This is a genomic window from Ruminococcus sp. YE71 (genome assembly GCF_900119155.1).
Classification (GTDB): Bacteria; Bacillota; Clostridia; order Oscillospirales; family Ruminococcaceae; genus YE71.
In genome coordinates this window covers 215,716-230,637 of the sequence record NZ_FPIR01000006.1, presented here as the reverse complement: position 1 = coordinate 230,637, position 14,922 = coordinate 215,716, and the positions used below count along the sequence as shown (strand labels likewise).

Here is a 14,922-nt window from a genome sequence, read left to right as displayed (position 1 = left end):
CGAGGATACGGCGCTGATGATCGCCAAACTTCCGCGATTCATCACGGTCGGCGCGAACAAGCACAAACGCAGACCGGGAACGATAGTTGCAACCGAGTTCCTTATCGTGAACAAATACGGCAATTGTCAGTCTCCGAGCAACTGGAGCAAGCGCCGATACAAGCCGTTCATGGAGCAGATGAGTGACTACTATGCCGAAAAGGGAATCATCATTCCTGTATTAACGCCGCATTGTCTGCGCCACACAAGGGCTTCGATTTGGCTCAACGAGGGAAGATCGCCGACAGCGATAGCCGCGCAAATGGGGTGGAGCGACCTTGATATGCTCAGCCGTGTTTATGGACACCGTGACATTAAACAGCTCAGAGAACTGCTTGGAATGTAATTCATGCTGTCTTCATAGAACGCTTCTGGGAGTTGTCTGAGTGTGTCGCTTGTTTTTCGTTTGGTTCGGTGTATTGCATATGTTTATTGGCTTTATATCGTTTTAGTGTTCAGTTCTTTTTTTGATCAATCTGGTTAAGCTCCTTGGCTGTTGCTGCGTGTTGTGGTTTTGTTATTCTGTCAGCTAACGAGCCGGGCTTGGTGTCCGGCTTGTCACCTCGGGGTGGCTTTTTGTTTTCTGCGCTGTTTGTTTGTTCGTCTGGTCTTAGTTTTTATTCTTATGGGTTACTCTTGTTGTAGGCTTTTTCATAGATTTTGTCAAGTCCTTTTTGCGAGTTTTGGCTGGAATTTGTTTGTTTTTTTCGTGATGGCTTGTTGCGAGCTGAGTGGCTTGCTTTCGTTCGTGTTTTTGTTGAGATTGTGCGTTTCCCGGTGATTTGTGTTGGTTTGATGTTGCGTGATTGATGTGATGGATGTCTTTCTTTTCTTCTTCTTGGCACTATGCGGAGCATCCTGCGTTATGGTATGTGGTCTGTCAAGGGTTGTCTGGTGTATTATCTTGACGAGCATGGAGAGCGTATTTTTCGGTGTGTGGGTACGTCTTGTTGCGCGGCGTGCTGTTTCTTGTCGTGGGGTTCTATCGGTTTGGCTTTGTGAGGGTGTGTCGCCTATTGGCGTGCGGCGTGGGCGTATTGGTTTACTGCCAGGGTGCGTGCGCTTGATCGGTTCGGTCCCTGTAGGTTTGTTTTGCAGTGTGTTGAGCATGGGGTGCCTTTTGTCGCGGGCTACTTCGCGCTGACTTTCGTTTGCGATGTCAGGCGCTCGGCTTTTGTTCGCATAAATGAAGAAATCCGAGAAAGGAACAATGTTCTTAAACAACGAGCTTATCAAAGAGAAAGGCAATGACTAATTTTTGGAGCATATTCATCTGAACTTCGTTTCTCTTGAAAGGTCATCAAGACGTAAATATGCAAAACAAACCTCTCTTGCCCTTCGTGGCAAGGGAGTTTTTTTCTCTTTTATAAGAAAAAATCTGCCACATGGCAGAGTATGACACATGGCAGAACATAAGTTCGGTATATTGCATAAAGTGATACACTTTAAATCGTTAAAATGACAACAACTTTTTTTGAGAAATATAGTCAAAATACTTGACAATTACTCGGAGATATGGTATAATAATACTATCAACTAAAAAGCAAAACAAGCTGAACGGTGCTACCAACACCGAACAGCTCGTAACCCAAAGCGATGTTCGCGCATCGTCTGGACTTAGTTTTGATGATTATGCCTTACTCTAAGTATAGCATTAATCATAGATTTTGTCAAGACCTTTCTGCGAACATTCGCTGAAAGGTCTTTGATTTTTTAGTGAAAGCAACTTGACAACTGAATGGCTTGATTCACGGACTATGAAGAATGAGAGTGTCCGTTTCCCGGTGAATGATGATCGCCTGATGTCAAGGGAGTGATCTAAAAGATGTATAACTTTAATGCGTCCTCGCAAGACGCACAGCAGCCTGCGCCATGATATGCAGTCTGTCAACGCTTATCTGCTCGATTAGAGAAACAAACATACAAAGCGTATGAACAGCTGTGAGCGCACAGCTTATTCAGCAGCGCGCTGTTTCTTGTCGTGGGGCACCATCGGTGTCGCTTTGTGACGGTAAGCCGCCTATGAGCCTGCACACGGAGCATAACAGCTCACAAACACCGAGAGTGCCATGCAAAGCTACGGTACATATAAGATTGTTTTCCAGTCTGCTCACAATAGAGTGCAGTATGTACCCGCAGAATTCAAGCTGACTTAAATTTGCGATATAAGGCGAAAGCCTTTTGAATAAATCAACCGCTTTGTCGGTTGAGATAAGCGCATAATGTGTGTTTATCTTAGCCGACAAGGGCTTTATAGTCGAGGTGACGGGATTCGAACCCACGGCCTCTTCGTCCCGAACGAAGCGCTCTACCAAACTGAGCCACACCTCGATCACACTTTTGTGACTGCGACCTTCATCGCAACAACTATTATATCACAAAACGCTCCTGTAGTCAAGAGCGTTTTGCTAAGATTAACAGTAAGTTAATAATCTTATCCGCCGTTTTTCTTATTCAGAAAGTTTCTGACGGCGCTGAGGGCGTAATTCTTGCACTCGGCTATCGTATCGCGGTAGAGGAAGAACAGCGCCGCGTAGCAGATGAGCGCCACTGCTACCGAGAAGAGGTTGAATCTCACGAAGGTGTTATACGCGGCACAGCCCGAGAGTATCAGCGTCATCAGGTAGAACCGCGGCAGACCGAAGTCGATGGGATAGCAGTGGTTCGCGAGGACGGTGCGCAGGGTGAAGAACACGATGTACGAAAGCCCCGTGGAGATGGCAGCGCCCCTGCATCCCAGCATGGGGACGAGGATGATGTTGCCGATGATGTTCGTGATGCAGGCGCCCAGCGCGGTGAAGACCTGCAATTCGCTCCGTTTCATGAAGACCAGTCCGCCGACGGTGGTCTCTGAGACGGTGTACATTATCGGGTCGAAGATGAGAAACGGCAGGATGTACGCCGCCTCGCGGTATTTCGAGCCCAGCAGTACCGCGAAAAGATCTTTGAAGAGTATCAGGCTGATGCCGCAGAACATCATCGCGGCGGTTATCATGCGGTTGCCCTTGCGGAAAAATTCCTTGTCGTCGGGGGAGCTGGTGAAATGTTCCACCGCCATCGGCATCCACAGCGCCGTGAAGGTGGTCTGGATGATACCGAAGATGTGTACGAGACTCATCGCCGACGAGTAGACCCCGACCTCGGAATAGCTGCAAAAGTGGTTCAGCGACAGCTTGTCTATCGCCTGAAAGAGGGTCGTCACGCCGAGGGTGATGATGTACGGCGCACCGTATCGCACCAGTGCGGAAAAGGGCACGGTGCAGTCGTTTTTCCTGAGGGCGGCGGCGTTCCAGATGTTTCGGCGCGAAACGACGCTCACGATGACGCAGATGAGTTCAGCGGCGGCGGTCGCCGACACCAGAAGCAGAAGGTAGTGACTGCGGATGAGGAATATCATCGGCAGCACCGTCACGATGTAGGCGAGCTTGTGCAGGATGTTCAGCGCCGAGTAGAGCTTCGACTTGTATTCGAGTCGCACGGTCAGCAGGCTGAATCGGTAGACCAGCTGCAAAGCCGTGAACACGCAGAGCAGCACCATTATGACAGGCTCGAACTCGAACTTCACCGCGCCCGTGTACGCCAGTGTGATGACCGCCGCGCTGACCACAGCTGTCAGTATCAGCGGCAGGCGTATGCAGCGGAAGAGCAGACCTCTGCGGTAGTTTTCCGAGTCGCTGTCGTAGTAGAATCTCACGAGCGACTGGTCGAGACCCGCGCACAGCACCATCAGCGCTATGCCCGAGTACATGGTGAACACCGACAGCTGACCGTATTCGTCGGGGTCAACGAGACGTGTGATTATCGGGGTCGTGAACAGTCCGAGCAGCAGGTTGATGAAGGTGCCTGCACCGATGACCGCGAAGTGTGAGAGAAATCCTTGTTTTTTCATGCGCCGTCTCCCGTGAAGTCCGCCTCGGTCAGCGAGAAAGCCCTGCACAGCGCACTGAGGTATTCATCGTTCCTGTGCGCGAGGACGTTCTGCGAGTTGAGCGACTCGGTCTGACTGTCGGGGACGGGGAGAATGCGTTTCGCAACGCTCCTGTCGCAGACAGTTACTTTCGTGCCTGCAAGCACCTGCATGGTTTTCAGCCACAGGTCGTCGGCGTCGGGGCAGAGCTTGCAGATGAGCGCCGTGTCGAACAGGCGGCTGTCCATACATTCTGGCGGATACAGCACGCCGCCCACCCCCGTAGGGATGTATCTCATCGAAGGCGCGTCCTCTTTTGTCAGGCACCAGCCGAAGCTGTCGTAGGGTGCTATCCTGCCGTTCTCGAAGCGCATGAGGTGTGCCCGTGCGGCGACGACGCAGCGGGGATGCCGTTTGTGAGCCGCCGTCAGCTTTTCGATAAGGTCGGGGGGATAGATGCTGTCGTCATCCACGGTGATGATGAGGTCGTCGGGATGCTCCTGCATGGCGTAGAGATATTTCTTGTGAGGTCTGAGGGGCTTGCAGCCGTCGGGAGTATCGCGGCGGCAGAACTCCACACCGTATGCGGAAAGCTCCGTCAGCGTGTCGGGAAACGGCACTTCCGCGTCTGTCTCGTCGTAGTAGAGCGCTATCCTGTCGGGGCGCACCGTCTGGGTCAGCAGACTTTTTATCACCGTATGCAGACCCTCATACCGCGGTGGAAAACTTGTCAGCGAGACGGTTATCTTCTTCTCCCGCGGCTGACTGTTCAGCGCGTATGAGCCGCGCTCGGCTTCGAGTCCTCTGATGCGCAGAGCGGTCTCCTCGGGCGGATGGGGCTTGTCTTGATCGTACAGCCGCTTTTGTATCCTGCGGATAAGCTCATGCTGCGGCATCTGCTTTTCCTCCTGTTTCAGTGGTTTCCTTGCTGTATCCGCTGACTACCGCCGAGCGGTTCACCATGAAGATGAGCAGCATCAGCAGGCTGAGCGGATAGACCTCGACTATCGACGCGAACAGGTACAGCGACATGACGTATACCGTCAGCGCAGGCAGACGGCGGTTGTTCATGAAATACACGAGGTAGATGATGAGCGTCAGCACCAGAAGCGACGGTATGCCGTACTTTACGGCGATGTTCAGGTACAGGTCGTGAGCGTGGGTCATGTTGTCGCGCCAGCCAACGTCCAGAACGAGGGACGTTCCCACGCCGAACACGGGCGACTCGCGTATCATCCTCATGGCCTCGGCCCAGAGCTCCGTTCTGCCGTTGAAATTCGGGGTGCGGTTCAGTATCGACGCCACCATTTCGGTGATGAAGCTGCCCTGACTGAAAAAGATGATGAACAGGAATATCAGCACCAGCGAAACGAACAGTTTGCGGTCGGTAAGCCATTGTTTTACAACGCGGCTCTTGATCATCGCATCCACCCCGAAGCCTGCGATGGTCAGGAACATCACGAGCATCGTGGTGGACGACTCCGCGATGAGCGAGGTTATGATGCCTGCCGTGATGAGCAGCAGCGTCGAGGGGCATATCAGCGGTTCGCCCTTTCTACCGAGGTACAGCAGCTGCGCCGTCTCCGCGAGGATGAGGTAGGGCAGTATGACGTTTTTGCCGCCGAGCAGCCATATGGTCTGACCTATTCGTCCCGATGCGATGCCGCCGCGGCAGAATATCATGACCGCAAGGTTCGCAAAGACGTACCCGAAGAGTATCGCTCTCGTGTACGCGATGAATCGGTCGAGTGAACGCTCGGCAGCCCGCGTGACGTACATGACCGTGCCGATGCCGCAGACGGTCAGCCAGAACAGGCTCTTTATCGACTCGATTCCGCCGTTGACATAGGCTGAAAAGGTCATCAGCCCGTACAGCAGGAATACAAGGTTGGTTATCAGATGCTTTTCCCTGTGCAGGATGTGGTCTGCTGTAAGTACAGCCGCCGCGCCAAGCTGCGCAATGCGCCATACACTCAGTACGGCCGACAGATCCTCACGGTAGTTCAGAAACTCAGGTATCAGGAAAAGTATCGGCAAAAGATAGAACGGACGCAGCACGAAGCCCTCCTCGGACTTGTCCTTCAGCGCAGCCGTCATGGACTTCACCTCCGTTTTTGTGCTTTTTTGGGGGGAGAGTTGTCTTGGGGGAAACCCTTTTAAAAAAGGGTTCTCCCCCAAACCCCCTTCCTAAAATTTTTAATGCTTTTTGGCTTGTGGGTGCTTCTTTCTGATTTTGTATTGGTCGGGAAGTTTGTAGTTCTTTTCTTTAATGGCTTGCCCCTTGCCAAAAAGACGTTCGATGGTGGTCTGCGCCTCATAAAGCGGTGAAAATCTATATTTCCCTACAAATCAAACGTCACCAATATTAAAAGTCTTTGGAAGTGGGGCTGGGGGAGAACCTTTCTTCAAGCCGTGCGAAGCTAAGGCAGAGGTTCTCCTCAAGTTAAAACCCGCAGATATATGGAAGTAAAACAGCGTGACTGCGAACTGAGGCTGTAGGGTGCGAGTTTTTCGGGGATGGCGGTACGCATTTTTTCGAGCAGGGAGTGGTCGGTCATGCGGTTCATGGCGCGGTGGAGTGCGGCGGTGTCGCTTTGGGGGACGAGGACGCCTGTGACGCCGTCGGTGACGGTCTCTGGCAGGGCGCCTGCGCGGGATGCGATAACGGGCAGGCCGTGCTTGTACGCGTCCAGCACGACTCTGCCGAAAGGCTCGTTCCATACCGACGGACAGACCAGAACGTCGCAGCCGACAAGCAGTTCGCCGACCTCGGTCTCGTTCAGAAAGCCTGCGTAGGTAATGCGGCTGTCGTGCGCCGCCGCAGTTTTCACCATGTCCTCAAGCTCGCCCTTGCCTGCGATGACGAGCCGAACGCTCGGGTCTGACTTGCCGAACAGCCCGAAAGCGTCGAGAAGCACCCTGACTCCCTTGTGCTCCGAAAGCGTCCCGAGAAAAACGAAAGTCACGGTCTCGCCCGTCCGCTTTTCGCGGCAGAGCCGAGCGACCGTTTCGGGGTCGAAGTCGGCGGCGTTCGGGACCGTCTGCTTTGAAGCCTTCGGGAAGAAACCTTCCTCAGCAAACCGCTCCAGCATCATCTCCGACGGCGCTGTTACCGCCATGACTGCCGCCGAAGCCGCTTTGCAGGCAGCGCGGTGAGCGGCGCAGACGGGGTTCGGCTTTCCGCATGGGGAGCCGTCGGCGTGGGTGAGGGTAGTCCTCGGGCAGAGCAGGGCGTAGTCGCGCAGGGTGTGTACAACGGGCACACCGAACTTTTTTGCGGTCAGCCATATCTGCGGGGTTATCTCGTAAAGATTGTTCGTGTGTATGACATCGGGGCGGAAATGCCCGATGATCTGTTCAAGGGCGTGAGCGTTGAGGGGGTTGCAGGTGTCGAGGGCGTGTCTGCCGAGCTTCTCCGCGAAGCTGCGGCTGTCGTTCCCGAGACGGTGATACACCGAATGGAACCTGTGCCGATGCACTCTCACGCCGTTCACAGTTTCGGTGACGGTGCGGCTGTCGGAGCAGAGCACGAGCACCCTGTGCCCCTCGGAAACGAGCTGTTCTGCGAGCTTTTTCACGCTGTATTCCGCGCCGCCCTGAACGTCGGGATAGTAGCAGGTGTTTACGATAAGTATCCTCATTTTCATTTGCATATCCTGTGGTATACGCGCTCGGCGACCGTCTCCCACGCGAACTTCTGTGCGTGCCTGTGGGCGCGGCTGCGGAGTTTTTCACGTTCGTCCTCGGGCATGGCGAGCAGCTTTAGTATGGCGCATTTAAGGGACGATACCGAACCGCTCTCGAACAGCAGCCCCGAATCGCCTGCCGCCTCGGGCAGGGAAGCCGCGTCCGAGCTGATGACGGGTGTGCCGCAGGCCATCGCCTCGACAACGGGAAGCCCGAAGCCCTCATACAGCGACGGGAACACAAATGCTTCCGCGCCGCGGTAGACCGCAGGCAGGTCGCAGTCGTCGATGAAGCCCGTAAGGTGAGTGCAGCTGCTCAGACTGCCGAGCGCCTGCTTTGTTTTCCAGCCGCTGCGTCCTGCCAGTACAAGCTCTGCGTCGAGTTTGCCCTCTTTTCTCAGCTCCGCCACGGCTTTTATCAGCAGGCTCATGTTCTTACGCGGCTCTACGGTGGAAAGGCAGAGCAGGTATTTCTTCGGCAGCGAGTATTTCTTCCTCACGTAAGCGAGTTTTTCCGCGCTGACGTCGGGCTCCAGAAACTGCTCTGAAACGCCGCTGAAGGATACTCCCACCCTTCGCTCGTCAACGTGCAGTTTCTTGCAGATGCGCCCCTTGCTGAAATACGAGACGGTCATGATGCTCCTGCTGACCCGTGCCGCGTTCAGGTAGCTCAGGCGGTGGTAGGGTACCATTATCGGCTTGATGGTCTCGGGGCAGTCCCAGACCGCCAGGTCGTGGATGGTGTTCACGATGCCCTTCCTGCGGAAGAGCAGGGGGCTCTGAAAGCAGGGGAAGAAGTATCTGTCGGCGCGGCAGGAGCGCAGCTTCATCGGCAGCACCAGCTGGTTGAACAGCAGCTTGTTACATCCGCCGATGACCTGCACCCTGACGTTCGGAAGTGCGGATTCCTTCGCCAGCGACGGGTGTATCTCGTTTTTGAAAAGCAGTATGTAGCTGTTTTCGGGGTTAGCCGCTATGATGTATTTCGCGGTGTTTATCGCATACCGTTCGATGCCCGTCAGATGGTCGTACACGGCGGTGAGGTCAAACAAGATGGTCATCATTTTCTCCTGTTCTTCGGGTGGTACTTTACCGCGAGCGAGAATATCTTCATATCGTCCACCAGATAACGTTTTGCAAGGCGTTTCGGGTCCTGCGTGATGCGGAACGCCCATTCAAGGCCGTGTTCGCTCATCCATTTCGGGGCGCGTTTTATCTTTCCCGCCTCGAAGTCGAGGGTCGCGCCCAGACCCAGTGACACGGGCACTCCGAGCCTGTAGCGTTCGTGCATCATGAACAGCTCCTGCTTCGGCACTCCGAAGGCGAGGATGAGGATGTCGGGGCGAGCGTCCTTTATCTGCTGTCTTATCTTTTCAAGTTCGTTTTCGTCCTTTTCAAATCCCACGGGCGGCGAGTAAGTGCCGCAGATGTCCAGCCCCGCGAAACGCTTTTTCAGCCTTGCGGCGGCGATGTCCGCGACCCCTTTTTCCGCGCCGAGGAAGAACATCCTGTAGCCGCGCTTTGCGGCGAGAGCACACAGTCTCGGGAACAGGTCGCTGCCCGATATCTTCTGCTTGATAGGCGTGTCGTACAGCTTCGAGAGCCATACCATCGGCATACCGTCGCAGAGGATAAGATCGGCCTGACGGTAGACTTCCGCAAGTTCGCCGCCCTGTTCGAGCTTGACGACGGTGTCAACGTTCGGGGTGACCACGATAGACGGTTTCCCGAGCCTTATCAGCCTGTCGATCTCTCTGACAGCTTCCCTCATGGTGAAGTTGTCGATATATGTGTTCATGAATTTGATCCTTGCCATCTGTGGATGCTTCCTCTCTGCCCGTAGGTACGGTCGTTTTGAAAAGGTCATACAAATTTTATTATACCACCGAAAGCGCTGAATGTCAAGGTTGACAAGTGCTGTTTTTTAATGTAAAATATTATCATTCCAAATTAAATTTACGGAGGAAAAACGAATTGTACAGCAAGGAAACGGCGGCGGACGAGGGAAGGTATCTCCTGCATCTGCTTGCCTGTGTGATAAACGGCTCGAAGCCCTCGGAACTGCCCGACGGGATGAGCTTTGAGAAGGTGTATGAGCTTGCACAGAAGCACAACGTCGGCGCCATGAGTTTTGCCGCGGTGGAAAAGCTCTCGGTGAAGCCGTCAGAGGAACTGCTCGGGCAGTGGCGTGAGCAGCGCGACAAGGAATTCTGCCGCGACGTGATACAGCGCAGCGAGTATTCGGCGATCTGCCGCGCGTTCGCGGAAAGGGGAGTGCGTATGCTGCCCCTGAAAGGCATACTCATAAAGTCCCTCTACCCGAAGTCTTATATGCGCATGATGTCGGACATCGACCTGCTTATCGACGCGGAGAACGCCGACACCGTCCGCGGGATAATGCTCTCGCTCGGCTACACAGCCGAAAGTTTCGGGGCAGGCAGCGAGGACGTGTACCACAAAGAGCCGCTGATGAGCGTCGAGATACACCGTTCGCTCTTCTCGGAAAGCGAGATGGAGGGGCTGTCGGGCAGGCATTTCGGCGACCCGTGGCAGCACAGCAGGCACACGGGCGGCGGCGTGTACGAGATGTCGGCGAACTTCTTTTTCGGCTACGTGCTGGCTCACGCCGCGAAGCACTACCTCGAAGCGGGCACGGGCATCAAGCATTTTATGGATATGCAGCTCATCAGCCGCGGGTATGGGAGCCTCATCGACACGGGGGTGCTCGGAAAGCTGATGAGGTCGGAGAACGTTTCGCTCTGCCGCGATATGCTGCGGCTGTCGGAGCAGTGGTTCGGCGAAGCGGAGCCCGACGGCAGTCTCGGCAGCATGGAGGAGTTCGTGCTGAGCAGCGGCGTCTACGGCAGCAGGCAGAACGCCCTCGACCGAAAGCTTGCGGAAAAAGGCAGGCTCGGCTATCTGCTGTACGAGCTGTTCATCCCTGCCGACAGGATAGTTTACGACTATCCCGTGCTTGAGGATAAGCCGTATCTGCTGCCCGTGATAAGGCTGCGGCGGCTCTTCGACAAGACCGCAGGCGACCCGCAGCTCCTGAAAATGAACATAAAGTCGCTGCTTCGGCACAGATAAAAGAAACACTCTCCGTTTTCGGGCGGAGAGTGTTTCTTGAATAGAGAAGTGGTTTCTACGGTAGTTCTTGGTTAAGGGGTCCGCGGGCATCCGATCAGAAGTAGAAATCGGATGCGGAAACGGACGGTACTTTTTCCCAGCGCACCACAGTTTTTTCGCGTTCAAAGAACGATGCTATCGAAAGCACTGTCAGTACAGCTGATGCAAAGAAGAATGCCAGCAGTTCATTAAGGCTCACTGCGCTTACGGACATCGCGAGAAGTCCGATCAGGGAGGGGATAAGCGCACCGAGCCTTGAACCGCGGTGCAGTATACTTGTAATTCCGTATGCCAGCGCCAATCCTCCGAGGATCAGCAGCTTGATATACAGCACTTTGTCGTTGCCTGCAAGACCTTTCCATGCCGACAGAGACGTACCTGAGTTATATGTGTCATATGCGAGGAGAAAAGATATCGCAGAGCCGCAGAGTGCGATGATCCCTGTAGAGATCCTGATAGCGGTTGCACAGCATTTATCCATCATAATGTACGACCTCCTTTTCTGACTGTTGTTGTTTGGTCTTTTGTTTTTCTGTTATTATTATAACTCATTTAACGAAAATAATCAAGATGATATTTGTCATTTTCGTGATGACATTTGTCACTTTTTGCGATGACAAATGTCACTCTTTGTTAAATCTCTAACTAACGTGTAATCGTTTTCAGCCTTGAAAAACCGCGTGAGCAAACAGTTGCGCACTTTTCGCGTTTTTGTATCGAAGCGACTTGAAACCTACGAAAATATATGTTAAACCGTATATTAAAACGTTTTCGGAACTAAACGTCATTTCGTTAAAAGTAGCCAAAAGATTAACAGATAATTTATATTAACTGTTATCAGCGCCTGTTCACGCACATATTTTACAGCAAAAAAGAGGCCATTCCCGAATAGGAATGACCTCTGTACTTTGTTATTTTCTCGGCTTACTTGAGCGCCGCCAGCGACTGCTCGATCTTAGCCATCTTCTCCTGAGCCTTAGCGAGCTTCTCCTTCTGAGCGTTGATGAGCTGTTCGGGAGCCTTCGCGAGGAAGCCCTGATTCGAGAGCTTGCCCGAGAGGAAGTCGATGTCCTTCTGTACCTTCTGCTTCTCCTTGTTCAGGCGCTCGCGCTCCTTGTCACTGTCAACGATGTCGGAGAGCGGGATGAAGATACGCGCCGCGTCGGTAACGACGGTAACGCTGTCGGGGAGTTCGATCTTGTCGGCGATCTCGATGCTGCTTGCGGATGCAAGTCTCTCGAAGAAGATCTCGCCCTTAGCGAACACGTCCTTCTCGGCGGTCTCGATGGCGAGCTTCGCCTTAACGGACGGAGCCACGTTCATCTCGCTGCGGATGTTTCTTACAGCCTTGATAGCCGCGATGATCTTTCCGAAGTCTGCTTCTTCCTGTGCGAAGCTGAGGCTCTCGTCGAAGGTCGGGTACTTCTCCAGCATGAGTATCGAAGCGCCGTCGGTCAGTACCTGCCAGATCTCCTCAGTGATGTACGGCATGAACGGATGCAGGAGCTTCAGCATACCCTTCATTACCCAAACGAGGACGGTCTGAGCGCTCTTGGCGGTGTCTCCGCCTGCGGCGATCCTCGGCTTTGTCAGCTCGATATACCAGTCACAGTAAACGTCCCAGATGAAGTCGTAGAGCTTAGCTACCGCAACGCCCAGCTCGAAGGAGGTGAGGTTGGTGTCGATCTCCTTGCAGAGGGTGTTGAACTTGGATACGATCCACTTGTCCTCAACAGACATATCCTCGGGCAGGGTGTCGGCGGTGAAATCGTCGGGCAGGTTCATCATGATGAAGCGTGCCGCGTTCCACAGTTTGTTCGCGAAGTTTCTCGAAGCGACTACCTTGCTGTCCATGTAGCGCATATCGTTTCCGGGAGCGTTGCCAGTAGCCAGCATGAATCTCAGAGCGTCTGCGCCGTAGTTTGCGATGACCTCCAGCGGGTCGATGCCGTTTCCGAGGGACTTGGACATCTTTCTGCCCTGTTCGTCACGAACGAGTCCGTGGATGAGTACCGTCTCAAACGGCTTTTCCTTCATGTATTCCATACCCGCAACGATCATTCTCGAAACCCAGAAGGTGATGATGTCGTAGCCCGTAACGAGGGTGTTTGTCGGGTAGAAGTAGTCAAGCTCTTCGGTTTTGTCGGGCCAGCCCAGAGTCGAGAAGGGCCACAGTGCCGAGCTGAACCATGTGTCGAGGGTGTCGGGATCCTGTCTCATGGGCTTGCCGCACTTGGGGCAAACTGCGCTGCTCTCCTTGGTAACTACCATCTCGCCGCAGTCGTCGCAGTAGAATGCGGGGATGCGGTGACCCCACCACAGCTGACGGGAGATGCACCAGTCGCGGATGTCGTTCATCCAGTTGAAGTAGTTCTTAGAGAAGCGGTCGGGCACGAACCTGATCTTGCCGTCCTCAACAGCCTTGATAGCAGGCTTTGCGAGCTCTTCCATCTTAACGAACCACTGGAGCGAAACTCTCGGCTCAACGGTAGTGCCGCAGCGGTAGCAGGTACCAACATTATGCTCATGCTCTTCGATCTTTACGAGGAAGCCGCCTGCTTCGAGGTCGGCAACGATCTTCTTTCTTGCCTCGTATCTGTCCATGCCTGCGTATGCGGGGTAATCGTCAACGATCTTTGCGTCCTCGGTAAGAACGTTGATAACGGGCAGGTCGTGTCTGCGTCCTACCTCGAAGTCGTTGGGGTCGTGTGCGGGTGTGATCTTAACAACGCCCGTACCGAAGTCCATAGCAACGTAGTTATCGGCAACGACGGGTATCTCTCTGCCTACGAGGGGCAGGATAAGGGTCTTGCCAACGATATCTTTATAGCGTTCGTCCTTGGGGTTAACTGCAACGGCGGTATCACCGAGGAGAGTTTCGGGACGGGTAGTAGCGAGTTCAACGTAACCCGAGCCATCCTTGAGGGGGTATCTCAGGTGCCAGAAGCTGCCTGCCTGATTCTCATAGTTTACCTCAGCGTTGGAGATAGAAGTCAGGCAGTGGGGGCACCAGTTGATGATACGTTCACCGCGGTAGATAAGGCCTTTCTCGTAGTAGCTGATGAAGACTTCCTTAACAGCCTTAGAGCAGCCCTCATCCATAGTGAAGCGTTCGCGTTCCCAGTCGCAGGACGAGCCAAGTTTTTTAAGCTGAGAAACGATACGGCCGCCGTACTGTTTTTTCCAATCCCATGCGCGTTCAAGGAACTTATCTCTGCCGATATCGTCCTTAGTGATACCTTCCTTACGCATAGCCTCAACGATCTTAGCCTCGGTAGCGATAGAAGCGTGATCGGTACCGGGGAGCCAGAGGGTGCAGTAGCCGCTCATTCTTTTCCAGCGGATAAGAATATCCTGCAAAGTATTATCGAGAGCGTGGCCCATATGGAGCTGACCTGTTATATTCGGGGGTGGGATAACGATAGTATAGGGAATTTTTTCGTGGTCGATCTCTGCGTGGAAGCAGCGGTTTTCGACCCACATATCGTAGATCCTATCTTCAAAGTCCGAGGGTTTATAGAGCTTTTCGAGTTCTCTTTTCACTTTTTATCTTCCTTTCGTGTTACAGATACGTTATGAGCAGGAGATATCGCAGACTCGCGTATCCATCCCGAGGATAATGCTTTTGGTATCCATACTTTTCACTTCCATATAGCATATATAATATATTATCTCACAAAACCCTTAAAAAGTCAATAGGCAAATTGTTAATTTACGCCACCGTCCCGTGTTCGCCAGAGACCAAAAAGTTTAGGAGGGAGGGAGACCCCTGCCTTAGCTATGCACGGCTACAAACGTCCCGTCCTCGCCAGGGTCTCAAAAAGTTTAGGAGGGGTCTGGGGAGACCCTTTTCAAAGGGTCCCCCAGCAGGGGCTCGGGGACGGCGTCCCCGCCAAAGGAATAAGGTTTTGAAGCCAAAGCGCACCAACATCCCCCCACCAACATAAAATCGGCAAATCCCGAACCAAACATCCAAAAAGGCGGAGACCCAAAAGTCAGCGCCTTTCTTCAAAGAACAATAGATTTGCCGATTTTATTTTCGCGAGAGAGCGCAAGCGATTCGAGTGAAACACCCCATCGCGCCGAAGGTGCGACAAGGCAGAAAGGCTACATCGGTTTGTGCAAGTCGGAGAAATCGCTGGCGCGATTTTTGGGGCTTTG

At 53.5% G+C, this 14,922-nt stretch carries 10 protein-coding genes and 1 tRNA gene; 2 read left to right on the top strand and 9 right to left on the bottom strand.

Going from position 1 to position 14,922, the window contains the following annotated elements:
* The coding region (locus tag BT142_RS07985; protein WP_207647523.1) for a tyrosine-type recombinase/integrase at positions 1-385 on the top strand (385 nt) is incomplete at its 5' end.
* 1,911 nt (positions 386-2,296) lie between these two features.
* Here the strand turns inward: BT142_RS07985 and BT142_RS07980 are convergent.
* From BT142_RS07980 to BT142_RS07950, 7 genes are all read right to left on the bottom strand, one after another.
* Positions 2,297-2,370 (bottom strand) — tRNA-Pro (locus tag BT142_RS07980).
* Between the two features lie 103 nt (positions 2,371-2,473).
* On the bottom strand, positions 2,474-3,928 hold the full coding sequence (locus BT142_RS07975) for a lipopolysaccharide biosynthesis protein (RefSeq protein WP_072417673.1): 1,455 nt from the start codon (positions 3,926-3,928) through the stop codon (positions 2,474-2,476).
* A complete protein-coding gene (locus tag BT142_RS07970; protein ID WP_084659384.1) occupies positions 3,925-4,842 on the bottom strand; it encodes a glycosyltransferase family 2 protein in 918 nt (305 codons plus the stop codon). The genes BT142_RS07975 and BT142_RS07970 overlap by 4 nt, the downstream gene beginning before the upstream one ends.
* Entirely contained in the window at positions 4,829-6,043 is a 1,215-nt protein-coding gene (locus BT142_RS07965) for an O-antigen ligase family protein (RefSeq protein ID WP_072417672.1), read from the bottom strand. The genes BT142_RS07970 and BT142_RS07965 overlap by 14 nt, the downstream gene beginning before the upstream one ends.
* Before the next feature lie 341 nt (positions 6,044-6,384).
* The gene (locus tag BT142_RS07960) at positions 6,385-7,593 is read right to left on the bottom strand and encodes a glycosyltransferase family 4 protein (protein WP_072417671.1); all 1,209 of its coding nucleotides are present in this window, start codon (positions 7,591-7,593) and stop codon (positions 6,385-6,387) included.
* Entirely contained in the window at positions 7,590-8,696 is a 1,107-nt protein-coding gene (locus BT142_RS07955; protein WP_207647522.1) for a glycosyltransferase family 4 protein, read from the bottom strand. Before BT142_RS07955 ends, BT142_RS07960 begins: the two co-directional genes overlap by 4 nt.
* The gene (locus BT142_RS07950; protein ID WP_072417669.1) at positions 8,693-9,448 is read right to left on the bottom strand and encodes a WecB/TagA/CpsF family glycosyltransferase; all 756 of its coding nucleotides are present in this window, start codon (positions 9,446-9,448) and stop codon (positions 8,693-8,695) included. Before BT142_RS07950 ends, BT142_RS07955 begins: the two co-directional genes overlap by 4 nt.
* Before the next feature lie 158 nt (positions 9,449-9,606).
* Between BT142_RS07950 and BT142_RS07945 the strand changes: the two genes are divergently transcribed.
* The gene (locus tag BT142_RS07945; RefSeq protein WP_072417668.1) at positions 9,607-10,722 is read left to right on the top strand and encodes a nucleotidyltransferase domain-containing protein; all 1,116 of its coding nucleotides are present in this window, start codon (positions 9,607-9,609) and stop codon (positions 10,720-10,722) included.
* 94 nt (positions 10,723-10,816) lie between these two features.
* Here the strand turns inward: BT142_RS07945 and BT142_RS07940 are convergent, their stop codons facing one another.
* Together BT142_RS07940 and BT142_RS07935 are read right to left on the bottom strand one after the other, a co-directional pair.
* The gene (locus tag BT142_RS07940) at positions 10,817-11,245 is read right to left on the bottom strand and encodes a hypothetical protein (RefSeq protein WP_072417667.1); all 429 of its coding nucleotides are present in this window, start codon (positions 11,243-11,245) and stop codon (positions 10,817-10,819) included.
* A 440-nt stretch (positions 11,246-11,685) separates the two neighbouring features.
* A complete protein-coding gene (locus tag BT142_RS07935; RefSeq protein ID WP_072417666.1) occupies positions 11,686-14,304 on the bottom strand; it encodes a valine--tRNA ligase in 2,619 nt (872 codons plus the stop codon).
* Positions 14,305-14,922 lie beyond the last annotated feature (618 nt).

Bases quoted from the DNA above. Each gene is read 5' to 3' on its own strand.
- BT142_RS07975 (WP_072417673.1), bottom strand. From the start codon at position 3,928: ATGAAAAAACAAGGATTTCTCTCACACTTCGCGGTCATCGGTGCAGGC.
- BT142_RS07970 (WP_084659384.1), bottom strand. From the start codon at position 4,842: ATGCCGCAGCATGAGCTTATCCGCAGGATACAAAAGCGGCTGTACGAT.
- BT142_RS07965 (WP_072417672.1), bottom strand. From the start codon at position 6,043: ATGACGGCTGCGCTGAAGGACAAGTCCGAGGAGGGCTTCGTGCTGCGT.
- BT142_RS07960 (WP_072417671.1), bottom strand. From the start codon at position 7,593: ATGAAAATGAGGATACTTATCGTAAACACCTGCTACTATCCCGACGTT.
- BT142_RS07955 (WP_207647522.1), bottom strand. From the start codon at position 8,696: ATGATGACCATCTTGTTTGACCTCACCGCCGTGTACGACCATCTGACG.
- BT142_RS07950 (WP_072417669.1), bottom strand. From the start codon at position 9,448: ATGGCAAGGATCAAATTCATGAACACATATATCGACAACTTCACCATG.
- BT142_RS07940 (WP_072417667.1), bottom strand. From the start codon at position 11,245: ATGATGGATAAATGCTGTGCAACCGCTATCAGGATCTCTACAGGGATC.